Here is a 21563-nt window from a genome sequence, read left to right as displayed (position 1 = left end):
AAAAGAATTTTTTAATAGGCGGGGTAGCTCAGGCGGTTAGAGCGCAGGATTCATATCCGCCGCGGGCGGACTGGGGTTTAACATTAGTAAAAAGAATTTTTTAATAGGCGGGGTAGCTCAGGCGGTTAGAGCGCAGGATTCATAACCCTGAGGTCTGGGGTTCAACTCCCCATCCCGCTACCAAGCTCCATACGGAGCTTTCCTGCTATATGAAATACACTGTGTACGTTTTATATTCCTCCACATTCGGTAAACATTACACCGGCTACACGTCCGATCTAACCAATCGCCTGTTGTCGCACAATCATTTTGGAAAAGACTGGACAGCCCGATACCGTCCCTGGGTGCTAATTTACAGCAAGGAATTTATTACTCAACAAGAGGCGATGGTTTATGAGAAATGGTTGAAAAGCGGAGTAGGAAGAGACTTTATTAGAAAAATAGCTCATTGAGCGCAGGATTCATATCCGCCGCGGCGGACTGGGGTTCAACTCCCATCCCCGCTACATTTTTTCTTTGTGGGAAAAATCCACAAAAAAATCAAACGGCAGCACGTGCAGGTTGCCGTTTTTTAATTTCTGTAAAAGCTTCTGCATACTATATAGTTCCGAACGGCGCACGCAACTTTCACGGGAACGGTTCATATTCTTTTAGATTATTTTGTGAGGGATGTTTTAATTTTTCAATCTAACTTGTTAGTGAGAAATCGTTCGTAGCTACTGATCTGTGCTTGGTTCAAAATATAATCATGTTAAGATATGATGAGTCTGCATTGAAAATTTGTGTTACAGAAACTAAACAATGCTATATGAAAAGAAAAGACTTTCTGCGTGCATCAGGTATGTTTCCCTTTATTGCGGGAAACCTTGCAAAAGATCTTCCCGGGAATGGACATGGGACTATTCAGCCGGGTAGTGAAAAAAACATTCCGCCGCCGGCCAGGGAATTTTTTTACAGGCCCGAAAATGCATGGGCGGGGGATTTCATCCCTTTATATGCAGAGGGGAAATTCCAGCTATTCTACCTGTTAGACTGGCGCAATGCTGAAAAGCACGGGGAAGGCGTTCCGTGGTATCGCCTATCTACCACCGATTTTGTACACTATGAAGAGCATGGAGAAGTGATCCCGCGAGGTACGAAGGAGGAACAGGACCTGTCTATTTTCACGGGGAGCGCACTAAAGGCGAACAATACCTGCCATATATTTTATACCGGTCATAACCATCACCTGGTAGCAAAAGGTAAACCGATGCAGGCTCGTATTTGATATGTGGCCGCGGAAGAACAGCGTATTCAATCAGATGATAGAGCTGGAGCGCTATGTGGAGTTGAAAGCCGGTTCCCCTGTATCAATGGAAGTTTTTGTTGACGGCAGTATAGGAATAGTATATGTGAATGACAGGGTTGCTATGGATTTTCGCGCTTATGATCTTCCGGAAGGGAACTGGGGCTTTTTTGTGAACGACGGATCAGCCCGTTTCAGAGATATTGAATTGACAACATTATAATAGCGCCTGATATAAACAGCGTGCTGCATTTGTATTGCATGGCTCAACAGTGCTTCCGGCGTACAAGAGAGCGACGCAACAACAGGTGAACAGGGAACTGACGCCGGTAACACAAAACAATCGTTATGCAAAAAAAAGACATCACGGTATTATCCTGGTCGGTAATTGTTGCTTTGGGAGGTTTCCTTTTTTGATGACACCTTCTGAACACAGAGAATGGGTGAAGCGCCCCGTTATATACAAAGAAGCCGGATATAAAAAATCATTACGTTGCTTAAAAACTGCTTTAATGGTAATCGTTATAAAAGTTCTAAGCACCTGGGTAGGGATGGGCCGGTTCTGAAATGCCAGGAAACAACGGGTGCTTTCGGTAAAGAACATTTACAAATTACGGACAACCAACATCAATATCATGAATAGATTTCTTTCTTTTCCTTTCTTTCTTCTTATAGCAATTAACTGCCTTGCACAACAGAAGCGTTTGAACATTGTGTTTATACTTTCAGATGATCAGGCTTATAATACCATTCATGCATTGGGTAATAAACAAATCCTGACGCCTAATCTCGACTATCTTGTAAGCCATGGTACTACTTTTACGCGGGCTCACATAATGGGTGGCCACCAGGGGGCTATATGTGCCCCCAGCAGAGCTATGGCACTTACCGGAACATTTGCCAACCATCTGACCAGTGACGGTTATAAAATTCCGGAAACAACCCCTACGCTACCCGAAATGTTGCGGCGGGCTGGGTATTTCACATTTGCAACCGGGAAATGGCATAGCGATAAAGGTTCTTTTCACCGTTCTTTTAGCGGCGGTGAAAATATCTTTTTCGGAGGTATGCATAACCCTGATAAGGGAGGGCACTTCTCACCCGTACTTAATCATTTTGATCCATCGGGAGCATATCCTAAAAACAAAGAGTGGACTGGTACTCGGTTTTCAAGTATTTATTACACTGAAGCGGCTGTAAATTTTATAAATAACTACAACAGGGATCAGCCTTTCTTTTTATATGTCCCTTTTACTTCTCCTCATGATCCACGCACGCCGCCGGCAGCATTTCGGTCCTTGTACAAGGCCGATACAATAGCTTTGCCTCCGGCTTATTTACCTGATCCGAAATTCGATAACGGAGAGCTGCAAATAAGGGATGAGCTGTTATTGCCTCATCCGCGGGAAAAAAAGGCAGTGAAGGAAGAGGTTACAAAATATTATGCTATGATAACGGAAATGGACAGTCGCGTAGGAGAGATCATTGCAGCGCTTAAGGAAAAGAATATTTATGAAAACACCCTGATCGTTTTTGCCGGCGACAATGGCTTGTCAGTAGGGAATCACGGGCTGCTGGGCAAACAAAATTTATATGACAACAGCGTACGTGTTCCGCTCATTTTTTGCGGGCCTTCGGTGCCGGCAAATAAGCGGCTGGCTGCATTGGTATATCTGCCGGATATCACTCCTACTGTATTAGCATACACGGGAGTAAAAAAGCCGGCTTCTGTAGAAAGTGAAAACCTGCAGCCCATAATAAGCGGCCAAAAGCAGGCAACACGTAAAGCTGTATATTATTTGTACCGGGATTTTCAGAGAGGTATAAGGACAGAAGATAACTGGAAACTAATTGTCTACCGTGTAAAAGGTGAAACGCGACTGGAGCTATTTGACCTGAATAATGATCCTTATGAGCGTAATGATCTGTGGGGAAAGAAACAATACGAAAAAAAAGCAGAAGAACTTAAAGCTCTATTATTAAATCAAATGAAGCAGTATGGTGATAACCTGACGGAGGGAGATTTATGGGGAGGCTTCAATGCGCCGAATCAAGCCGACGGCAATTAATTATTTCTGCATTATTTTGAACAGCGCCACATAATTTCTTGTCCGGTCTTCTCCCTGCTTTGGATAAGGGATCAGGTCTGCCAGGGCAATATTAAAGCTCAGGTCTTTGCCCTGAGCCGGCACCCCGTAAATGTATACCGGCATAAAGAAAGATGGCTTCAGCTCATTGGTGGGAGGGAAACGGTTCGATCCATTCACTTTCATTTCCCCGGAATAAGCCTTATAATGATCTATGCCCGGTTGCCGGAACTGCACGCTGGCAATGACCAAGTGCATATTGTTATAATCCTTCGTCATGAGCTCTGCTTTAAAAGATAATAATGATGCAAAGCGTTACAATGCTACCTGTTCAGTATTTCAGTATTGTATCATAATAGGTAAACATTACAATTGCCCGGCTTTTTATACTCCCGGACTTACGGCTCCGGATAATATTAGATTGCACGCTTCCGCCGCCTGAATATTGTTCTTTTGCCAGCGCTTCAATCAGATCGGATTCTTTTTGCCGGAACAGCTTCCATGCATCACAGTCGGCGAGCAGTACCTCCCTGTACCCGGGTGTAAGCTGCTTTATCATGCTTTTATCTTGATTTGAAATGAAGATCGTAATAAAGAATAAAGTCATCGGTTATGCTGCGTCCTGTTTTAATGTTGCGGTAAGTTTTTATTTGTTGCATCGTGAGCTGGTTGGTATCTTCAATAGCTATTCTGCTTCCCGGTGCCACGCTTTCACCGAGTCCGTTGGTGGAGCGGAAAATAATTCCCCTGTCTTTATTAATATGAACGATACTGCCGTCAGGAGCAATTTCTATAGCATTTACCTTCTCCGGAACAGATCTTTTCCAAATACAAAGTATGTTCACCGCAATGAGACGTGAATACAGCTTCCCGGTTAAGATGCGTACACGACAAGAGCGGGCAGGATATGAAAACAAAAGTATTTTTATTCAATACGGCCATGCACTTTATTGTTTAACGCAATAAGAAAGATCACAACTGTTGTTCGCGGGCGGTATCCTTATGAAGCTGCTTGCGATGAATAAATATTTGCCTGATCAGTAACGAGATACCTGCCAAAGGAATAGTATAAATGAGCAGCCATCCCATCATCATCATGGTAGATAATGTTTCACTAAAGTCAATGCCCCACCGGATGCATTTGCTGCTGCCGGCTTCGTTAACCGGGCAGCCAAGGCACGCACCGCCAATGGAAGCTAATATTACCGGTATGAGGGGGGAAAGCCCTAAAAGAATAATTATAATAGCGGCTCTCGGTTTTGTTTTTTTAACGGGTTCTATTGGTCTCATTTTTGGTATGGTTGAAGCGTGGCACAGCAGTTGTAAGAACTGCAGCTAATTCAAAAGGTTGTTTTTAAAATCACGAATTATTCTTTGCTCTTCCGCATAAAGACGGGTGGTAATAACGGCGCCGGTTTCATCCACCCTGCGAAAAAGATGCCCGTTGCTGAAATAATTTTTCTGCTCCAGCACAGTGGATTTCTCCGGGTCAAAAGCTTCGTTGTCGTTATTGACTTTCATACTTGCAGAGTCGTAGGTTACCGGGCGGTTGTAGCGCCAGGTTTTTTCCAGCACAAACAGCAACGTCCTGCCCGACAGATAATAGGTTTTTTCCTCGCGGTAGGTTTCCCCGTAAAGGGTGGCAGCGATCTTTTGCAACTGATCATTGTGATAATAGCGAACTGCAAAACCTCCTTCTAAAGAAACCTCACGAGATGTCGTGTCCGTTTTTGTCCAGTTGTGCCGGTCAATAGCAGCTACTACTGAGTCAATGCTCCGGGTATTTTTTACCTGTTGCGCATATATTGCTTTTGCGCTGCATAACAATATCACCATGAAAATAACGGGGAAAGTGCCTGCGCTATTGCTTTTGCGATATATTACTGCCGGCTTCATCGGTTTTGCATATTGACGCCTGATTTCTTCAAATATACAATGCCTGATTTTGACAGACCATACTACTTTGGTAGTAGCTCATTCCGGTAATGCAGAAAATTTGAAATGCGCCCAACTTCGACGGACTAAGATATAAACAGGCATAATTTTATACCTTCATTGTTATGCAATACATTATTCTTTTGCGTGGCGTGAATGTTGGTGGCCGAACCATTAAAATGGCGGAGCTGAAGTCCTGCTTTGAAAAGAACGGCCATCGAAATGTGCAGACCATCCTGCAAACAGGCAATGTGGTAATTGATTCCAAAGAAAGGAATATTGCAAAGCTGCAAAACAGGATAGAAGCTGAATTAACGGCAGCTTATCATTATCCCGCAAAAGTATTGGTTATCACACCGGAGCAATTACGGAATATTCTGGAAGCCTTTCCGTTTAAAAATCTTACTACAGACTTTCATCGGTATGTTGTTTTTACCGAGAGCGGATTTGAAAAAAATCTCGTAAAGGATTGCGGTAATCCGGATAAAAAGATTGAGGAGGTAAAAGCAGGTGAAAGTGTTGTTTACTGGCGTGTGCTCAAAGGCAATACGCTCGACAGTGCTTTTGGAAAATACATGAACAAGGTGGCCGCCAAACATTTTATCACCAACAGGAATGTGAATACACTGGAAAAAATACTGGCGAAATGCGATGGGTGAACCACTAAGAAATCAAGAAATACGAACGCTTAAGCATCCGCTGCGCCTTCTATCAAAGGTTTTTTTACTATTGTTAGAAAAGGACAAGTAGCATTTTACTTTTTAGGTTTTATGATGGCATTGTATGCAGACAAAAGGGCTTCCGAAACAATTTCTCCCGGAACTTTATCGAGTAAAAAAGTGGTAGCGCCTTTCTCTCCCCATTTATTTGGGACCGGGAAAATGCTTTTGCTCATTTTGCAAAAAATACGTTGTTCTTCAGGGGTCAAAAAAATGTTCGCGGAATTGTCTCTCTCAAGGTAAGTCGCAAACATCCTTTTATGGATTATTTTAAATCCTACTCTTTCAAAATGGGGCTGTGTTGTTGTTCCCTGAAACGAAAGCGTCAGGTCAAAGAAATCATTTTTGGTCATATGATTGTTGTGTTTCCATTGCTGTCATTTTTTAGACGTTCGCATTGCCTTCACTTTTTTTAATTTGGGGTCGTGCTGAAATTTTTTATATTGTTCTGTTTCCCTTCCGAATATTGCCATTTTCCCATTGTTGTCGGCGTGAACGCCAAAACCATAGGTTTTTGTCAGGGGCGATGCTCTGAAACAAGGTTGACCTTTTGAGAAAAACTTTTGTCTTGCCTGCCTGTATTCCGCTTTTTTCAAATCGTTCCTGTCGGCAAATACCTGGAAAAGTATATCGTCTGATGTGAATTGGTAAGGGTTGTGCACCAGCATTTCATATTGCATTTCGGCAATGGTTTTCTTGTCTGCTTTTGAAGCCGGCCTGGTTCCACAGGTTACTTTTGTGTCTTCCGCAACTTCAATGAAAGTGTCGAAGTAATTCGTAGTATGTATTTTTTCCTTTGTCATTGCCCCAGGTATTTATTTACGGCCTCCACCTTACTGTGCACATGCATCTTCTCATAAATATTGTAAATATGCTTTTTCATTGTTTTCACGCTGATAGACAATTGATCCGCCACTTCCTTATAAATAAATCCCTTTGCCAGCAATCGCAGTATATCTTCTTCACGCGGGGTGATACCGAATTCTTTTTTCACGTCTGTCTTTCGCTGGATACGCTGCACCACTTTCCGGGCGATATCGCTGCTCATAGGGCTACCGCCTCCGGAAAGGTCGGCGATGGCTGCAAGCATTTCCTGAGGTCCGGTGCTTTTTAAAATATAAGAATTGGCGCCTGCTTCCAGCGCGTCAAATACTTTTTCGTCTTCGTCGTAAATCGTACACATCATAAATTCCACACCGGGGCACAGCGGCTTCAGTTTTCGCACACACGCTATTCCGTCCATGCCGGGAAGGGCAATATCCATTAATACCACATCGGGCAACACTTCCGGGATGGCGGTCAGCGCTTCTTCCGCGGTGCTGCATACGCCGGCACAAATATAGTTTTCATCACTTTTGATTATGCTCACAAGCAATTGCTGAAGGCGTTTATCATCTTCTACGATCATTACAACGATGGTCATGTTCATTCAATTAAATAGTTGAGGTAATGGTTACAGTTACACCGTTCTCTTCATTTATGATACAACTGCCGTTCACCATTGCCATGTTTTTTTGCATATTGGCGATCCCGTTCCCGCCACCCCCGTTCCTGCTTTCCTGCCCCATGCCTTTTCCGTTGTCACGGATTATCAGGGTAAGCTTATCATCATTTGCCTGAACATATAAGTATGCCTTTGTGGCGCTGCTGTGCTTTACGATATTATTAAAAGCTTCTTTTGCCGTAAGATATACCGCCCTGCGGCTTTTACTGGATACTGTCCTGTCCTGCACTGGCAGGTTTTCCTGCACTTCCAGTCGGATGCCGGCTTTATCGAGGAACCCCGAGGCAAATTTTCGGATATAAGCGATCAGTCCGAAAAGGCTGTCGTTGCGGCTGTTGAGACTCCATACTATTTCGTTGAGCGTATCAATCATGTTCTGCGCTGAAGAAGAAATAAGATCCATTTCTTCATCTGCCATATTACTTTTGGACTTTGCCATGCCGCTTGCCAGGGCAATGGATGTAAGCGATGTGCCCAGGTCGTCGTGCAGCTCACGGCTGATCCGGTTGCGTTCTTCGAGCTGTCCTTCCAGCATGGCTTTTGTTTTATTCCACTCTCCTTCTTTTTCCAGCAGCTCAATTTTTCTATGATGGGCATCGAGCCTGCGCCGGTACCACAGCAGCACTCCGCCGCTTGTCATCACCAGGAGAAGACTCGTGGCAATAAGGAGGAGGATGGTCGTATTCTTCCTGTTAAGCTGCAACTGCTTGGACAGGATCACATTTTCCTGCATCACTTTTTTGCGTTCCAGCTCATACTTTTCCAGCTCTTTGTTCAGTTCCATTTTCCTTAAGCTGCTGCTGGATTCATAAGCCGATCGTAAAAAGAAATACGCATTTTTATCATCACCCAGCAACCTGTACATCCTGTAATAACCGTCAAAAAGCGGCTTCCTGTCCTGCAGGGGCAATTGTGCATCACTTGCCAGAAAAGTATAAGGATTGTGCTCATCTAAAACCTGCTGCGCAAGTGTTTTATTTTTACTTTCCCATGCTGTTTCCATCATGCTGCTGTATGATATGGCAATACCTGTGCTGTCTTGCAAATTCCTGTTCAGTTCAAGCCGCTTCCGGCAGAAAAAAAGCGCAGAATCGTACATCTTTTTGGTGTTGTACATATTCAGCATATTGGAATAAACGGCATCGGCATTCATGTGTGCCGGCATGTGCCGCATCCAGTAATAACTCTTCAGGATATTCCTGTTGGCACTGGCAGTATCGCCCAGCCTGGTATAATAAGCGCTCAGGTTGTTATATGCCGTAACCATACGGCCCGTATCTTTTATTTTTAACGCGTATTTTTCAAGATACATATTGGTGTATTCAATGGCTATAGACTGATTGCCCTGTGCGCTGTACAGATCCGCCATGTTGAGATACAAAGGCCAGTTCTTTACCGGATCCGGTGCCGCATCTTCCTCCATGTATTTAAGCGCAGTTTTGTATACCACTGTTGCCGAATCCATGTCACCTTTCACCTGGAATACCAGCGCCCGCATACTGTACATATCACAGAGGGTATTGGCATCGCCTGATTGCCTGGCAAAAGCTATGGCATCATCTGATAATGCCAAAGCCCTGTCATATGCTTTCATCAAAACTCCCGACGTGAATACGGCATTGCGATAGGCTGCTACCAGACCGGCATCATCTTTTAGCTCTTTCGCCTGCGAAATTGCTTCTAAATAACCACCCAACGCAGCTTTATGATTTACGGATCTTTCTGAGTGAGCCTTTCTAAGTATTACCTGTACGGTGTCTGTAATCTTTTTTTCATATACAGGAACAGTTTTTTCCCGCCTGCCTTTACAGGAAAACAACAGTATGAATGTTACGAGTAAAACTATAATCAGGAACCGCATAGTGGTGTCAATTTTTATAAAATACCGGTCGGTTCATAGCGTGGCTGTGATGTTACTATTTTAGTAATTTTCGTTTCCCAATATCTTGTAGTATGCTCATTTGTTGAATAGCTATTTGATTCAACTTTAGCAGTCTGTCTTTTTGGAGCATTTTTTCGTTGATAAAAACAGCGTTCAGATTTTCCATGTTAGACAAACATATCAATTCATTGATTTTTTGTTCTTCTTCTTTCATCCGTTTAAATTCTCTTACCAGATAGAGTTCAAACTCTGCCGAAATCCACGATGCAAATTTAAAAGCAATATCCGAGTGGGTATAAGTTCCGCCACCGTAACGGCCCGATTTAGAGGTCATTCCTACTGCATTTGTTTCGGCAATCCATTTTTGAGGAGACATCCAAAAGTGGGGTTTTGCCGATTCAGTTTAACTATTTCTGTATCCTTAACAGTAATTTTTGCCATAGTTCTACATTATACTGCTCGTAAATTTAAAAAATCATCCTATCCCATTTATTTTCCTACCCCTCACATAAAGCGAATACATACCCAATTTTATGGTTTTGGGACAACCATAAAGATATCTTCCACGGTTTTACCTCCTTTATTCTTAAACCTGCCCAACGCTTCCCGCGTCAATCCGCCGTTTTGGACATTCATATCCAGGTAGAGGATCTTCCCCGGCATTTGTACCGCCTGCGACAGTCCGCTGTAATTTTCCTGTCTCCACTTGTCATCATCTGCAAGAGATACGCGACCATCGGGGTATACGGTCAGGATCTTTTTTTTGCCGGAATGTTCGCCGGTGAACCTTGCTGTAAAGTTTTCCTTATCGCCATATACCACGCCGATAATATGCTGCCTGATATAGGGATGATCCTTATTGATACCGGCAACTATTTCCTGCCATTTATTTAAAAAAAATGCAGCATACTTTTCAAAATCTTCTTTGCTCATCTTTTTTTCAGGTATATACAACATTGTAGGCACTACTGCCTGACCGTTCCCTGTTTCATTTTCATAAGCATCGTTATGCGTTAAATAGTGGCGTGGACTGCTGCCAAAGATCGAATCACTGTAGGGCCGCCCGCGCAGATCGGTAGTTTGTGCGTCAATCATCACGGGGGTTAAATCACCCAATTGCAGGCGGTATGAAATGGTATTGGTAACGGCTCCTTTTTTTTCAATGCTTTCAAGCGCCACTTTTTTGCTATTGTATTCACCGCTGTAAACAGGTTTTGTGTTGCCACAGGAAGAAAAGCCTAAGAAAGATAATATACTCAATGCCATAAGCGTTGCTTTACTATCGTACATGCCGGTAATCTCTTTGTTCAAAAGTGCAATTTTAATTTATATCCTTCTATACTGAATATACAGTATTGCCGGGATGTTCCATAATGCTCAATTTTGAGGGAAAAGCTAAAAAGACAACGTATCCGCAAGCATAAAATTATAACGATGAACATCAAAGATATTACAGACCGGGTATTTGAATACCTGGATGATAAAATTTACCTCACCATTGTGGAGAAATGGAATGAGCTGGGAAAGGCCGGCAAAAAATCTACGGTAACTGACAGCAACCCGAACCGGCAGGTTGAGATACATAATCTTATCCGCCGGCAACACAATGACCAGATCGTTACTTTTATCAGGCCCCTGCTGGAGAATCAACTGAAAGCTATTGTACCCGAAGCGGGGTTTTGGTTTAGCGGAAGCCCGCCACCCGGCACAACGCTGAAGTGGGTGGTAAGCCCCTGGCAAAATGAGCCGATGGCCTCCGGGATCGTGAGCGTAGCGCTGCAAAAAGGCGATGAACTGCTAATGGGCATCCTTGCTAACTTATCCAGGATCAGAGTGGCCACCGCTGCGCAGGGGAGCGGCGCACATGAAGAAAACACAGCGCTTAAAGTGAACGAACGCCTGCTCACCAGCCAGAGCAGCAATGTTCAGTGCTTCATTGAAAAAAGAATAACAGAAACGCCTTACGCGCCCCTGGTGCGGGTACTCAGGCACACGTATAACATCCCTGTACAGGTAAACACTGTAGCTTCAAATATCAGCGTCTTTAACACCGATGTAGCAAGAGGTGAACTGGATTTTAGCATGGGATATCATTTTCATTATCCTGATATAGCCGCATCCGTTTGCATAGCAGAGCAGGCCGGCGGGGTGGTGACCGATTTCAGCGGCGGCAAAGAAAAACTGCTTGGCGGTGAGGAGTTTTTTTGCAGCAACCCGCTCATCCACCGGCAATTTATGGAACTGGCAAAACAACTTTAAGAAGATAGTCATGTTGAAAACCTGTTTGTATATGTGTGTAGTATCATTGCTGCTGGCCAATTGCCGGCAGGCACATAACATGGCGTTTGCAGTGGATAACGATACCATTAAGCCGGGCATACCAGTTAAAGAAGCACCCGCAACTGATCATGCTGTTGTTGTGAATGAGGATATACGGCCTGCTTATATCGTTCCGGGTATAATACCCGCCCCCGCCACCTACAAAGCTTATCATTATCTTGAATATAAATATTCGATGCGGTTTGCATTTACCGGTTGTATCGTTACCGACAGCGTTATCAATACCATCCGGCCAAATAATGAAAGAACCATCGCTGTATTAGCCACCCGTTTTGCGGGATTAACAGAAGGAGGATTGCAAAAGGAAGTAGCCGGTTATGCAGCAGGCGTAAGGCGCTGGGAGCCGTTGCTGAAAGCTGTTATTCCTTTAGATAAGATGGAAAGAGATGCACTTAAAGAAGGTGGTGCAATATGGTATGAATGGGAGCCTGCGTCGAATAATGACACTGTAGTTGTAGTAAACGAATATCTTATTTCAGAAAGGCATGTTCTCCCGTTGGCTAAATACCATTCTGCCGGCAGGTCGGTTCAATATCCGCCATTTGAATAAGCTGCCGCCGTCACGCAATGGTGCTCATAAAACAATGATCGTATGCATTCAATAAAATTGATATCGCTCACCGGCAGTTTTCGGGTGCTATTGCCCTTTTTGTTCATTTCCTGTAATACCCAAACCAGTATGATATACGAAACAACCTATAACGGGCAAGCGGTAACAGTAAAAAACATTATAAAAAAGAGGCTGTTCAGCACAAAGCTTTCACAAACCATACAATGGGGAAAGCTGAAAGCGCTTGACATAAGCGAATTTACCACCAATACGGGAATGCCTTACTCGGATGATATTTACGGGGATGCCCCCCGTGTTTATACAGATACGCCGGCTTCGGGAGGTAGTAACAAAATAAAGGTAATGCTCTATCTGCCGCCACGAGAATACAGCCCGGAGGAGTTTGAGCAGTACGCTGCTTTCATGCGTTCGGGCTGGCAGGAGATAAAAGATAAAATAGTGCTGGACCAGGGCTATCGCGTAATTGATATCGGTGGTATAGTGTATGGTAATGATATAGATTTTGAGCAGGTATTCAGGAATGATGACAATAAGAAGATCACCATAAAAACCAACGGAGATATTTTTTACGGCGATGACAATAGCGTTGAAAGCGTCAACCTTTCGGCTACAGTGCAAATGCCGGGAAAGATCATTCGTATATTGAAAGGAGGAGCGCTAAACAGAGACAATCTTCGCAACTATAAAAACAAATCGGGTAAAAGTCCGGAAACCTGTTTTAGCGTGGAGGAGGAATAACCGGATAATTTTTTAAAAATCGTTAACAAAACTATTTTTCATTGCTTATTATTTTCGCGGTATCTGCTTCTATGTAGCTATTATTTTATTAATGAATCATAAACATTTATTAATACTATGCCAGCGAAATTTCCCTGTCTCCGTCAAAACGATCTGCATGTTCATGTTTTTTCGGTTTTTTCTTTTATTCTTCTTATTACCGTATTTACCTTTTCCTCCCGTGCACAACCGGGCGGTGCTAAAAAGAGCTCCACTTTTACGGCCCATCTGATCAATATTGAATCTGCCGTAAAAGATCCTTTCCGCTATAACGCTTCGTTATATAACGGCAGTGGCCATACGCAGGTGTACCGGTTGCAGGTACGATCACCGGATGGCTGGATAACGCTGTTTCGCACGGGCGGGAGCCAGGTTACCGCCGTGAGGCTGGATTCGGGTAAAACACAGGAGATAACGCTTGAAGTGATGGCTTCTCCCATAGCGAAGCCCGGTAAGTACAATATCCCTGTGAGTGCCGTTGGCGACGACGGCGATTCACTTCGCATTGAGCTGGAAGCTGTAGTGAAAGGAAACTACAGCCTTGAGCTCACTACGCCTACCGGCCGGCTGAGTGACGATATTACTGAAGGGCACAGCAAACAGCTTCGGCTGGTGCTGAAAAATACAGGTTCGCTTCCACTTGACGGGCTGGAGCTTTCCGCGAAATCTCCTGCGCAGTGGAGTGCAACGTTTGAGCCGTCAAAGATCGAAAGGCTTGATCCGGGTCAGACAATCGAAGCCAGCGCAACGCTCAGCGTTCCCGACAAAACCATTGCAGGTGATTATGTAACCACCTTTACTGCGGGGAACAGCTATACAACCGCAAACGCGGTATTCCGGATGACAGTAAAAACTTCGCTGCTTTCGGGATGGATTGGTATTCTGGTGATATTGCTCGCCCTGGGCATGGTATATTACCTGATTCGTAAATACGGAAGAAGATAATTGACCATGAAGAATCCTATCATTGAACTGGAAGGATTGACGAAGTGCTACGGTTCTGTAAAGGCGGTAGACAACCTCTCCCTGAAAATTGACCGGGGGGAGATATTCGGCTTGCTGGGCCCCAACGGGGCGGGTAAAACCACCGCTATACTGATGATGCTGGGGTTAACAGAACCAGATGCCGGCAATGCCCGGGTGTGTGGTGTTAATGCCACCAGCAACCCTATTGCAGTGAAACGGAAAGTAGGCTATATGCCCGACAGTGTGGGTTTTTACGATGGTATGACAGGTATTGAAAACCTGATGTATATAGGCAGGCTCAATGGAATAGCAGAACATGAAATAGTATCGCGGGCCCGTGCAACAATGGAAACAGTGGGATTGGGCGGGGAGATGAACAAAAAGACTTCTGCCTACTCCCGTGGTATGAAACAACGGCTTGGTCTTGCCGACGTGCTGATCAGGGATCCGGAAGTTATCATACTCGATGAGCCTACATTGGGCATTGATCCCATCGGTATAAAAGAATTTCTAATGCTTATACACCGGCTCAGCAGTCAACAGGGGCTTACCGTATTGTTGTCATCCCATCAATTGCACCAGGTGCAGCAGGTTTGCGACCGCGTAGGCATTTTTGTAGGCGGCAAACTGCTGGTGGAGGGGAATATGGAAACGCTTTCCCGTAATTTATTCGGAGAAGGATCGTATGTGGTGCAAATCACGTTCCGGGATGCATCTCCCGGTTTCGGGGAGCATGTTGAAGCGCTCCGGAACCTGGAAAGTATCAGAAATGTAACTATAGGGGAAAGCAGCATGGAAGTATCGTGCAGTGAAGATGTTACGCCGGATATCGTTCGCTTTCTCGTTCAGAAAGGATTGAATATAACAGGTGTGCACAAAAAGGAATTCGGTCTGGATGAAGTTTATCACCGTTATTTTGAAAACAATCAAACGAAACATATTTCCAATGAGAGGTCCGCTGGTTTATTTCAAAGGTCTTTTTTCAAAAGGAATAACGCATAATATCCTGCAGCAACAACCGGAAAGCCCGTTCAGGATAATGGTGCGCAAAGAAACAGGCGACCACGTGCGCAGCTGGCGCTTTATGGTTATGCTTATCCTGATCGTGCTCACTTTTCTGGGCTCATTATACGTATCCCTGAACAATATCAATAAGGCCGTGGCCAACATCAACGACCCCGACAGGGTTTTTGTGTACCTGAAATTGCTCACCACATCGGATGGAACGCTTCCAACCTTTCATATCTTTATCAGTTTCCTGGGCCCCTTACTGGGGATCGCGCTTGGTTTTGACGCAGTAAACGCGGAACAGAATAACGGAACATTAACCCGCCTGATAGCACAACCGGTATACCGCGATAACCTGTTGCTTGCAAAGTTTTGCGGCGCGCTTATTGTAGTGAGCGTTTTATTTCTATGCCTTGCTTTATTGATGACAGGCGGAGGGATGATCATCACGGGCGTTCTGCCGGAGCCCGCGGAAATACTCCGTATCCTTGCATTTGTAGTGTTGAGCATTTTATATGTAGGCTTCTGGCTGAGCCTTTCCATTCTGTTATCGGTTAAATTCAGAAATGCGGCCACCTCAGCACTCACGATCATCGGTATATGGCTGTTCTTTACCGTTTTTTACCGGATCATTGTAAACCTGGTAGTAAATGCCATGCTTCCGGGAACCGGTTATATGCAACCCGGAGACCTGCTTTCCTATAATAACCTTCTGTTGTCTTTGTTAAGGCTTGCACCCAGCCAGCTATATACAGATGCCGCCACTACGCTGCTGATGCCTTCTGTAAGAAGCCTCGGACCCTTAACGATAGAACAGATGGCAGGGGCTATTCCGTCTCCGTTGCCTTTTAAGGAAAGCCTGATGATCGTATGGCCGCAGGTAACAGGGCTGCTTGCGGCAACAACCGTTTGCTTTGCGTTGACCTACTATCTTTTTATGCGCAGGGAGATCAGAACATAGCTCAACCTTTTCAGGGGATACGACCGGCGTTTCGAACAAAAGAAACCTTCCACATCCCTCTCAGGTCTCCCGGTGCAAAACCTGTTGCCCGGTCATGTGGATACAGGGAATCAATAGTGGATAGAACAAGTGGCAAAATGTCTTTATTTTTCACGCCGTGGCATGCAGCGCACGCAGGCTGCAGCAAAATAGGCTTATAATAGTGAACAATATTTTTTTCTTCCACAAGCGCTGGCTGCAGGGGCTCGCCATTTGCCTTTGCCGATGCAAATCTCTGCCACTGCAGGGCATCCGCGCTGTCGGGAGCGTTTTGCGGGTTGCGGTATTTTTCCGCTACGCGGTTAATGATAATATTTCCCGAGGCGTAGGTGGAAGTAATAGCATATGCTTTTTCATTGCAGAAGGCCACTGCACCGGCAGCTCCTTTATCGCGCATAGCAGCAGTAAGCGCGTTGCGGAGCGCATCAAAAGTGGCATTGATCACACTGTCGCCTGTATGGGTATAGTCTGTTTTTGCCGGTTCAGTGGCAGCAGGCTCTCCGCAAGAGGCCAGGATCAGGTGAACTGCCAATGCTATTAAGATGTTCAGGTTTTTCATTAGCGGGAATAAATGGTTATTGTTTTGTCTGAATGTTATTTTCTTTGAAAGAGACGCTGTTACCCGGTAAGTTACAGGTTCCGTCTGTGCATCTCCGGGGACTAAAAAATCCGGTGGCAAAAAAGACAGCGCCGAATACTATGACCGGCCAGCCTCCTTCTGCATAATACAGAAAGCCGGTTGCCATAAAAACAATTCCCAGCCCCCACCTTAAGATCCTGCTGAACCATACTACATTTTTAGAAGATGCTGTTTGTGGCATTGTAATTTATTTTTTTAGATCTTATTCCTTATCAGTTCATTTTTTGATCCGATGTTTTCCGTAAAGTTCGGCATTTGGTCTCAAACCCTTTGTTACTTATGTTACCTTCAATCCTTTATTTTATTTGATGAACGTGGTTTTAAACCGCTTGTATGAAACTTGCACTTCAAAAATCATCCATACCTGCCTCAAAAATATTTGTGGTAAAAGAGCTGAAAGAAAAACATTTTGATGCTACCTGGCATGCGCACAGCGAATACCAGTTGTTTATGGTATTAAAAGGGAAAGGTACCCGCTTTATAGGCAATACGGTTCAGTCTTTTGATGCGGGAGATCTTACCTTTCTGGGGCCCGGCGTGCCGCATTTATGGCGAAGCGACGGCATGTATTTTGACAGGCGCAATAAGCACTTTATACACGGGCTGGTCATTTATTTCCGGGCCGATTTTATGGGCGACCTGATTGAAAAGGACGAAATGCAGCAGATCAGGAGCTTGTTTAAAGAAGCAAGTCGTGGAATTGAATATTACGGGCAGGCAGTTGATCAGCTCGGCACTATGATGAAAGACATTATTGCTGAGCACGGTACAGCAAGCCTCATACAACTGTTGCAGATGCTGGAATTGATGGCGCAAACAAAAGAATACCGTTTGCTGCACAATGCCGATTATGCCTATAAGCTGAAGGAATCGGAAACCCGGCGCATCAATCTGGTGATCAATTACGCTGCCCGGCATTTCCAGAAGCACATTACACTGGATGCTGCAGCTGCATTGCTTAATATGACGCCTACTTCATTCAGCCGGTATTTCAGGATAAAAACCAGCAAATCATTTTCCGATTTTATCACAGAACTGCGCATCAGGCATGCCTGCAAATTGCTAAGCGAGGATGACGACAAAACCATCAGCCAGGTAAGCTATGCATGCGGCTTCAATACTTTATCCAACTTTAACCGCCAGTTTAAAAGGCATATGAAAATGACGCCAAAAGCATACCGCGAGCAGTTTTCAACCTTATAATATTCCTGATCTTTTATTTTTTATCATATTCTGGATAAAATACAGTCAGTATTGGACATAATCCAATAAAACACCGGAATTCAAATAACCGTAATTTAGCGTCATTGTTTTAATTCAATCCGGGTTGCTATGCTGTATTCTCCGGGCTTTGAGCCTTTCGCAGTTCATATACGATTAATAACCTAATATAATATTATTGCCGTATGTCTTCACAAAAAATAAATATTGCCATTACAGGGCTTGGCTTTGGAGCAGAATTTATTCCTATATACCAGCGTCATCCCAACACTCACCTGTATGCCATTTGCCAGCGCAATAAAGAAAACCTGGATAAAACAGGAGATGCTTTTGGCATTGAAAAAAGGTATACGGATTACGATGAGCTACTGAAAGATCCCGCCATTGATGCCGTGCATATCAATACGCCTATCCCGGATCATGCAGCGCAGTCGTTAAAGGCGCTGAAGGCCGGGAAGCATGTGGCCTGTACCGTTCCCATGGCTACTACCGTGGAAGAATGCAAACAAATTGTGCAGGCGGTAAAAGAAACAGGACTTACCTATATGATGATGGAGACAGTGGTATATGCCAGGGAATTTTTATTCATGAAGGAGTTATATGAAAAGGGAGAGCTGGGAAAGATACAATTCCTCAAAGCCAGTCACCAGCAGGATATGGATGGATGGCCCAATTATTGGCCGGGATTGCCTCCCATGTATTATGCCACGCATTGCGTGGGCCCCGTATTGGGATTAACAAAAGCCGAAGCAGAGTATGTATCCTGCTTTGGCTCAGGAACCATAAGGGAAGAGCTGCATTCATTTTATAATGCTCCTTATGCTGTGGAGAGCACACATATCAAATTCAGGAATTCCGATTTAAGCGCATATGTGTACCGCTCTTTGTTTGATACAGCGCGACAGTACCGCGAAAGCTTTGAAGTGTACGGTTCAAAAAAATCGGTTGAATGGCCATTGATCGAAGGCAAACCCCTGGTAGTGCATACTGCCAAGCGGCCGGAACCTGAAATTCCGGAGGAAGTGGAGTCGCCCGATTATGCCCATCTGTTGCCGGAGCCTATACAACGCTTTACTACGGGTGGAGTATATGACACGGATGAGCACCAGCACCTTTCTTTTTTGCAGGGCGCAGGTCATGGCGGATCACATCCGCACCTGGTGCATGAATTTGTAAGCGCGCTGATTCAAAAAAGAGAGCCGTTCCCCAATGCAAGGCAGTCTGCCAATATCACCTGTGTAGGTATCCTGGCGCACGAGTCGGCAAAGAAAGGAGGAGAAATCATTAAGCTGCCGGATTTTACTTTATCATAATTAACAACAATAAGAATGTTTGTATGTTAAGAGGAATGAACTACGATTCCTCTTTTTTGGTAATCCCTGTGAGGGATGGCAGCAACCGCTCAAACTAAAAAATATGATCAAATGAAACGCAACATCCTTCTATCCCTGCTTTGTGCATTTTCTTTAGCTGTGCTGTTACATTCCTGCAAACAACAGGAGAAAGATGATAAGCCCCGGCGGCTGGAAATATTATTCCTCGGGCATAAAAGCAAGCACCACGATTCGGAGAAGCTGGCTGAGCTGCTTTCGCAGGAATATTTTAAGAAGGGTATAAATATTACCTACACCACCAATCCCGATGATCTTTTGCAGGAAGACCTCAAATTATACGATGGGCTGTTGCTGTATGCCAATCATGACAGCATTACCGCGCCGCAGGAAAAGGCGTTGCTCAGCTATGTAAATTCAGGTAAAGGATTTATTCCCATCCATTGCGCATCATGGTGCTTCCGCAATTCGCCGGAGGTGGTGGAGATGATCGGCGGGCAGTTCAAAACGCATCAATACGATTCTTTTACTGCTGTAATTGTAAAGCCTGATCATCCTGTGATGAAAGATGTACCTGCTTTTTCTACAGAGGATGAAACCTATGTGCATGATAAGCTCAGTAAAAATATAGAAGTGCTTACAGAAAGAGTGGAAGGAGATCACCATGAGCCATATACCTGGGTGCGCCATTATGGAGAGGGCAGGGTTTTTTATACGGCCTACGGGCATAATGAAAAAACCTGGACAAACCCCGGCTTTTTAAAATTAGTATACAACGGCATCATGTGGGCAGTTGGAGATCATGCCGGGGCGTTGGTGGCCCGGTTTGATACACCCGACCCTGCATATACGGATGCGCGGATGCCCAATTATGAAAAACGTGATCCGCCCCCGCAATTCCAGGAACCATTATCGCCCGAACAATCCATGAAGCTGATACAGGTACCGGTAGGATTTGAAATAAAGTTGTTTGCCGCTGAGCCTGATATCAACAAGCCTATACATATGGATTGGGATGAAAGGGGCCGCCTTTGGATAGCGGAAACCATGGATTATCCGAATATGGTACGCAACAATAAGGAAGAAGGTAAAGACATGATCAAGATACTGGAAGATACAGATGGAGATGGCAGGGCGGATAAATTTACGGTGTTTGCCGATAAGCTCAATATACCTACCAGCTTTGCTTTTATTAATGGCGGGATAGTAGTGGCGCAGGCGCCTGACTTTTTATTTTTGAAAGATACCGATGGCGATGACAAAGCGGATGTGCGGGAAAAGATCATTTCGGGATGGGGAACATTTGATACGCATGCAGGGCCTTCAAATTTCCGTTACGGGCCCGATAACACGATATGGGGAACGGTGGGCTATTCCGGCTTCAAAGGAGTGACAGGCGATAGTAAAGATACGATGCGCTTCAGCCAGGGCCTGTATCATTTTACCGCCGACGGAAAGCAACTGGAGTTCCTGGGCAATACTTCCAATAATACCTGGGGATTGGGCTTCTCGGAAGATTTTGATGTTTTTATATCTACAGCCAATAATACACACAGTGCAGCGTACACTATCCCTAAACGTTATTTTGAAATGGCCGGCCAGCGCGGCGAAACGGGCATTGATAAAATTGAAAGCCATTACACGATGCACGTGGCAACCAAAAACCTGCGGCAGGTAGATGTGCATAATGGTTTCACAGCTGCAGCCGGCCACAGCTTATATACCGCGCGCAATTACCCGAAAGCGTTCTGGAACAGGATTGCATTTGTAAACGAGCCTACCGGCAGGGTCATTCATTGCAATATTATTGAACCCGATGGTTCTTCCTTCAAAGAAGGTGAAGACGGGTGGAACTTTGTGGCGAGCGCCGACGACTGGTTTGGCCCCGTTCAGGCAGATGTTGGCCCCGACGGGAATGTATGGATAGCCGACTGGTATAATTTTATTATCCAGCATAACCCCACGCCGCAGGGGTATGAAACCGGAAAGGGCAATGCGTATATCAACCCGATCAGGGATTCGCTCAGGGGGCGCATTTATAGCATCCGCTATAAGAAATCGGAAGGAGAGAAAATAACATCACTCCACAGAAATGACCCGGATGAACTGATCGAAGCATTAAGCAGCTCCAACATGTTCTGGCGTACCACAGCACAGCGTTTGCTGGTTGAAGCAGGTGATAAAAAGGTGGTGGATAAATTGTATAAGATCATAAAAAAAACTTCTGTTGATGAGATTGGCTTAAATGCACCTGCAGTGCATGCATTATGGACATTGCAGGGACTGAAAGCGTTTAG

General features: G+C 44.7%; 27 protein-coding genes and 1 tRNA gene. 15 read left to right on the top strand and 13 right to left on the bottom strand.

Annotated features, from left to right (window positions below; translation table 11 throughout):
* Nucleotides 1-106: 106 nt before the first annotated feature.
* From PLH26_RS05900 to PLH26_RS05880, 5 genes are all read left to right on the top strand, one after another.
* A tRNA-Met gene (locus PLH26_RS05900) sits at nucleotides 107-183 on the top strand.
* A gap of 26 nt (nucleotides 184-209) precedes the next feature.
* On the top strand, nucleotides 210-452 hold the full coding sequence (locus PLH26_RS05895) for a GIY-YIG nuclease family protein (protein ID WP_324585071.1): 243 nt from the start codon (nucleotides 210-212) through the stop codon (nucleotides 450-452).
* Nucleotides 453-808: 356 nt separating this feature from the next.
* Nucleotides 809-1267 carry a glycoside hydrolase family protein gene (locus tag PLH26_RS05890; protein ID WP_324585070.1) on the top strand — a complete coding sequence of 153 codons (459 nt, stop codon included), beginning with the start codon at nucleotides 809-811 and terminating at the stop codon, nucleotides 1265-1267.
* 1 nt (nucleotide 1268) lies between these two features.
* Complete coding sequence (locus tag PLH26_RS05885) at nucleotides 1269-1508, top strand: hypothetical protein (protein ID WP_324585069.1); 240 nt, start codon at nucleotides 1269-1271, stop codon at nucleotides 1506-1508.
* Nucleotides 1509-1920: 412 nt separating this feature from the next.
* Entirely contained in the window at nucleotides 1921-3354 is a 1434-nt protein-coding gene (locus PLH26_RS05880; protein ID WP_324585068.1) for a sulfatase family protein, read from the top strand.
* On the opposite strand, the gene PLH26_RS05875 is transcribed toward PLH26_RS05880, so the two are convergent.
* From PLH26_RS05875 to PLH26_RS05855, 5 genes are read right to left on the bottom strand one after another with little or no spacing between them, the layout of a single operon-like run.
* Nucleotides 3355-3651, bottom strand: coding sequence for a hypothetical protein (locus tag PLH26_RS05875; protein WP_324585067.1), 297 nt, complete (start codon nucleotides 3649-3651; stop codon nucleotides 3355-3357).
* Nucleotides 3652-3703: 52 nt separating this feature from the next.
* Nucleotides 3704-3931, bottom strand: a complete 228-nt coding sequence (locus PLH26_RS05870; RefSeq protein ID WP_324585066.1) for a nucleoside/nucleotide kinase family protein — start codon at nucleotides 3929-3931, stop codon at nucleotides 3704-3706.
* Nucleotides 3932-3935: 4 nt separating this feature from the next.
* Nucleotides 3936-4289 (bottom strand): hypothetical protein, encoded by a 354-nt coding sequence (locus tag PLH26_RS05865; protein WP_324585065.1) that lies wholly within the window; start codon nucleotides 4287-4289, stop codon nucleotides 3936-3938.
* Nucleotides 4290-4344: 55 nt separating this feature from the next.
* The gene (locus PLH26_RS05860; protein WP_324585064.1) at nucleotides 4345-4662 is read right to left on the bottom strand and encodes a hypothetical protein; all 318 of its coding nucleotides are present in this window, start codon (nucleotides 4660-4662) and stop codon (nucleotides 4345-4347) included.
* A gap of 45 nt (nucleotides 4663-4707) precedes the next feature.
* Nucleotides 4708-5268 (bottom strand): hypothetical protein, encoded by a 561-nt coding sequence (locus PLH26_RS05855; protein ID WP_324585063.1) that lies wholly within the window; start codon nucleotides 5266-5268, stop codon nucleotides 4708-4710.
* Nucleotides 5269-5432: 164 nt separating this feature from the next.
* Between PLH26_RS05855 and PLH26_RS05850 the strand changes: the two genes are divergently transcribed.
* Complete coding sequence (locus tag PLH26_RS05850) at nucleotides 5433-5966, top strand: DUF1697 domain-containing protein (RefSeq protein ID WP_324585062.1); 534 nt, start codon at nucleotides 5433-5435, stop codon at nucleotides 5964-5966.
* Nucleotides 5967-6061: 95 nt separating this feature from the next.
* Here PLH26_RS05850 and PLH26_RS05845 read toward each other — a convergent pair whose 3' ends face one another.
* The 6 genes from PLH26_RS05845 to PLH26_RS05820 form a co-directional block, all read right to left on the bottom strand.
* A complete protein-coding gene (locus tag PLH26_RS05845) occupies nucleotides 6062-6379 on the bottom strand; it encodes an MmcQ/YjbR family DNA-binding protein (protein ID WP_324585061.1) in 318 nt (105 codons plus the stop codon).
* Between the two features lie 24 nt (nucleotides 6380-6403).
* Complete coding sequence (locus tag PLH26_RS05840) at nucleotides 6404-6829, bottom strand: DUF6157 family protein (RefSeq protein WP_324585060.1); 426 nt, start codon at nucleotides 6827-6829, stop codon at nucleotides 6404-6406.
* Nucleotides 6826-7449 carry a response regulator gene (locus PLH26_RS05835; RefSeq protein WP_324585059.1) on the bottom strand — a complete coding sequence of 208 codons (624 nt, stop codon included), beginning with the start codon at nucleotides 7447-7449 and terminating at the stop codon, nucleotides 6826-6828. Before PLH26_RS05835 ends, PLH26_RS05840 begins: the two co-directional genes overlap by 4 nt.
* Nucleotides 7450-7459: 10 nt before the next feature.
* Nucleotides 7460-9391 carry a tetratricopeptide repeat-containing sensor histidine kinase gene (locus PLH26_RS05830; protein WP_324585058.1) on the bottom strand — a complete coding sequence of 644 codons (1932 nt, stop codon included), beginning with the start codon at nucleotides 9389-9391 and terminating at the stop codon, nucleotides 7460-7462.
* Between the two features lie 55 nt (nucleotides 9392-9446).
* Nucleotides 9447-9788: a KilA-N domain-containing protein gene (locus PLH26_RS05825; RefSeq protein ID WP_324585057.1), complete on the bottom strand. Its 342-nt coding sequence runs from the start codon at nucleotides 9786-9788 to the stop codon at nucleotides 9447-9449.
* Nucleotides 9789-9943: 155 nt separating this feature from the next.
* Entirely contained in the window at nucleotides 9944-10723 is a 780-nt protein-coding gene (locus PLH26_RS05820) for a hypothetical protein (protein ID WP_324585056.1), read from the bottom strand.
* Between the two features lie 123 nt (nucleotides 10724-10846).
* On the opposite strand from PLH26_RS05820, the gene PLH26_RS05815 reads away from it, so the two are divergent.
* The 6 genes from PLH26_RS05815 to PLH26_RS05790 all read left to right on the top strand — a co-directional run bounded on the left by PLH26_RS05815 (nucleotide 10847) and on the right by PLH26_RS05790 (nucleotide 16035).
* Nucleotides 10847-11671 (top strand): inositol monophosphatase family protein, encoded by an 825-nt coding sequence (locus PLH26_RS05815; RefSeq protein WP_324585055.1) that lies wholly within the window; start codon nucleotides 10847-10849, stop codon nucleotides 11669-11671.
* A gap of 31 nt (nucleotides 11672-11702) precedes the next feature.
* The gene (locus PLH26_RS05810; protein ID WP_324585054.1) at nucleotides 11703-12302 is read left to right on the top strand and encodes a hypothetical protein; all 600 of its coding nucleotides are present in this window, start codon (nucleotides 11703-11705) and stop codon (nucleotides 12300-12302) included.
* A gap of 42 nt (nucleotides 12303-12344) precedes the next feature.
* A complete protein-coding gene (locus tag PLH26_RS05805) occupies nucleotides 12345-13061 on the top strand; it encodes a hypothetical protein (protein ID WP_324585053.1) in 717 nt (238 codons plus the stop codon).
* 117 nt (nucleotides 13062-13178) lie between these two features.
* A complete protein-coding gene (locus PLH26_RS05800; RefSeq protein ID WP_324585052.1) occupies nucleotides 13179-14045 on the top strand; it encodes a COG1470 family protein in 867 nt (288 codons plus the stop codon).
* A 6-nt stretch (nucleotides 14046-14051) separates the two neighbouring features.
* Nucleotides 14052-15068, top strand: coding sequence for an ABC transporter ATP-binding protein (locus tag PLH26_RS05795; RefSeq protein ID WP_324585051.1), 1017 nt, complete (start codon nucleotides 14052-14054; stop codon nucleotides 15066-15068).
* The gene (locus PLH26_RS05790; RefSeq protein ID WP_324585050.1) at nucleotides 15013-16035 is read left to right on the top strand and encodes an ABC transporter permease; all 1023 of its coding nucleotides are present in this window, start codon (nucleotides 15013-15015) and stop codon (nucleotides 16033-16035) included. The genes PLH26_RS05795 and PLH26_RS05790 overlap by 56 nt, the downstream gene beginning before the upstream one ends.
* Nucleotides 16036-16045: 10 nt before the next feature.
* Here PLH26_RS05790 and PLH26_RS05785 read toward each other — a convergent pair whose 3' ends face one another.
* Nucleotides 16046-16633, bottom strand: a complete 588-nt coding sequence (locus PLH26_RS05785) for a Tll0287-like domain-containing protein (protein ID WP_324585049.1) — start codon at nucleotides 16631-16633, stop codon at nucleotides 16046-16048.
* A 16-nt stretch (nucleotides 16634-16649) separates the two neighbouring features.
* The gene (locus PLH26_RS05780) at nucleotides 16650-16895 is read right to left on the bottom strand and encodes a YgaP family membrane protein (protein ID WP_324585048.1); all 246 of its coding nucleotides are present in this window, start codon (nucleotides 16893-16895) and stop codon (nucleotides 16650-16652) included.
* A 152-nt stretch (nucleotides 16896-17047) separates the two neighbouring features.
* On the opposite strand from PLH26_RS05780, the gene PLH26_RS05775 reads away from it, so the two are divergent.
* The 3 genes from PLH26_RS05775 to PLH26_RS05765 form a co-directional block, all read left to right on the top strand.
* Nucleotides 17048-17917 carry an AraC family transcriptional regulator gene (locus PLH26_RS05775; RefSeq protein ID WP_324585047.1) on the top strand — a complete coding sequence of 290 codons (870 nt, stop codon included), beginning with the start codon at nucleotides 17048-17050 and terminating at the stop codon, nucleotides 17915-17917.
* 203 nt (nucleotides 17918-18120) lie between these two features.
* Nucleotides 18121-19248 (top strand): Gfo/Idh/MocA family oxidoreductase, encoded by a 1128-nt coding sequence (locus tag PLH26_RS05770; protein WP_324585046.1) that lies wholly within the window; start codon nucleotides 18121-18123, stop codon nucleotides 19246-19248.
* Nucleotides 19249-19359: 111 nt separating this feature from the next.
* On the top strand, nucleotides 19360-21563 hold a 2204-nt coding region (locus PLH26_RS05765; protein ID WP_324585045.1), incomplete at its 3' end, for a PVC-type heme-binding CxxCH protein.

Source organism: Agriterribacter sp., from assembly GCF_035444585.1.
GTDB lineage: Bacteria > Bacteroidota > Bacteroidia > Chitinophagales > Chitinophagaceae > Agriterribacter.
This window is presented reverse-complemented; position numbering and strand designations above follow the sequence as displayed.

Coding starts and splice junctions, on each gene's coding strand:
- PLH26_RS05895 (WP_324585071.1), top strand. CDS start 210: ATGAAATACACTGTGTACGTTTTATATTCCTCCACATTCGGTAAACAT.
- PLH26_RS05890 (WP_324585070.1), top strand. CDS start 809: ATGAAAAGAAAAGACTTTCTGCGTGCATCAGGTATGTTTCCCTTTATT.
- PLH26_RS05885 (WP_324585069.1), top strand. CDS start 1,269: ATGTGGCCGCGGAAGAACAGCGTATTCAATCAGATGATAGAGCTGGAG.
- PLH26_RS05880 (WP_324585068.1), top strand. CDS start 1,921: ATGAATAGATTTCTTTCTTTTCCTTTCTTTCTTCTTATAGCAATTAAC.
- PLH26_RS05875 (WP_324585067.1), bottom strand. CDS start 3,651: ATGACGAAGGATTATAACAATATGCACTTGGTCATTGCCAGCGTGCAG.
- PLH26_RS05870 (WP_324585066.1), bottom strand. CDS start 3,931: ATGATAAAGCAGCTTACACCCGGGTACAGGGAGGTACTGCTCGCCGAC.
- PLH26_RS05860 (WP_324585064.1), bottom strand. CDS start 4,662: ATGAGACCAATAGAACCCGTTAAAAAAACAAAACCGAGAGCCGCTATT.
- PLH26_RS05855 (WP_324585063.1), bottom strand. CDS start 5,268: ATGAAGCCGGCAGTAATATATCGCAAAAGCAATAGCGCAGGCACTTTC.
- PLH26_RS05850 (WP_324585062.1), top strand. CDS start 5,433: ATGCAATACATTATTCTTTTGCGTGGCGTGAATGTTGGTGGCCGAACC.
- PLH26_RS05845 (WP_324585061.1), bottom strand. CDS start 6,379: ATGACCAAAAATGATTTCTTTGACCTGACGCTTTCGTTTCAGGGAACA.
- PLH26_RS05840 (WP_324585060.1), bottom strand. CDS start 6,829: ATGACAAAGGAAAAAATACATACTACGAATTACTTCGACACTTTCATT.
- PLH26_RS05835 (WP_324585059.1), bottom strand. CDS start 7,449: ATGACCATCGTTGTAATGATCGTAGAAGATGATAAACGCCTTCAGCAA.
- PLH26_RS05830 (WP_324585058.1), bottom strand. CDS start 9,391: ATGCGGTTCCTGATTATAGTTTTACTCGTAACATTCATACTGTTGTTT.
- PLH26_RS05825 (WP_324585057.1), bottom strand. CDS start 9,788: ATGTCTCCTCAAAAATGGATTGCCGAAACAAATGCAGTAGGAATGACC.
- PLH26_RS05815 (WP_324585055.1), top strand. CDS start 10,847: ATGAACATCAAAGATATTACAGACCGGGTATTTGAATACCTGGATGAT.
- PLH26_RS05810 (WP_324585054.1), top strand. CDS start 11,703: ATGTGTGTAGTATCATTGCTGCTGGCCAATTGCCGGCAGGCACATAAC.
- PLH26_RS05805 (WP_324585053.1), top strand. CDS start 12,345: ATGCATTCAATAAAATTGATATCGCTCACCGGCAGTTTTCGGGTGCTA.
- PLH26_RS05800 (WP_324585052.1), top strand. CDS start 13,179: ATGCCAGCGAAATTTCCCTGTCTCCGTCAAAACGATCTGCATGTTCAT.
- PLH26_RS05795 (WP_324585051.1), top strand. CDS start 14,052: ATGAAGAATCCTATCATTGAACTGGAAGGATTGACGAAGTGCTACGGT.
- PLH26_RS05790 (WP_324585050.1), top strand. CDS start 15,013: ATGAGAGGTCCGCTGGTTTATTTCAAAGGTCTTTTTTCAAAAGGAATA.
- PLH26_RS05785 (WP_324585049.1), bottom strand. CDS start 16,633: ATGAAAAACCTGAACATCTTAATAGCATTGGCAGTTCACCTGATCCTG.
- PLH26_RS05780 (WP_324585048.1), bottom strand. CDS start 16,895: ATGCCACAAACAGCATCTTCTAAAAATGTAGTATGGTTCAGCAGGATC.
- PLH26_RS05775 (WP_324585047.1), top strand. CDS start 17,048: ATGAAACTTGCACTTCAAAAATCATCCATACCTGCCTCAAAAATATTT.
- PLH26_RS05770 (WP_324585046.1), top strand. CDS start 18,121: ATGTCTTCACAAAAAATAAATATTGCCATTACAGGGCTTGGCTTTGGA.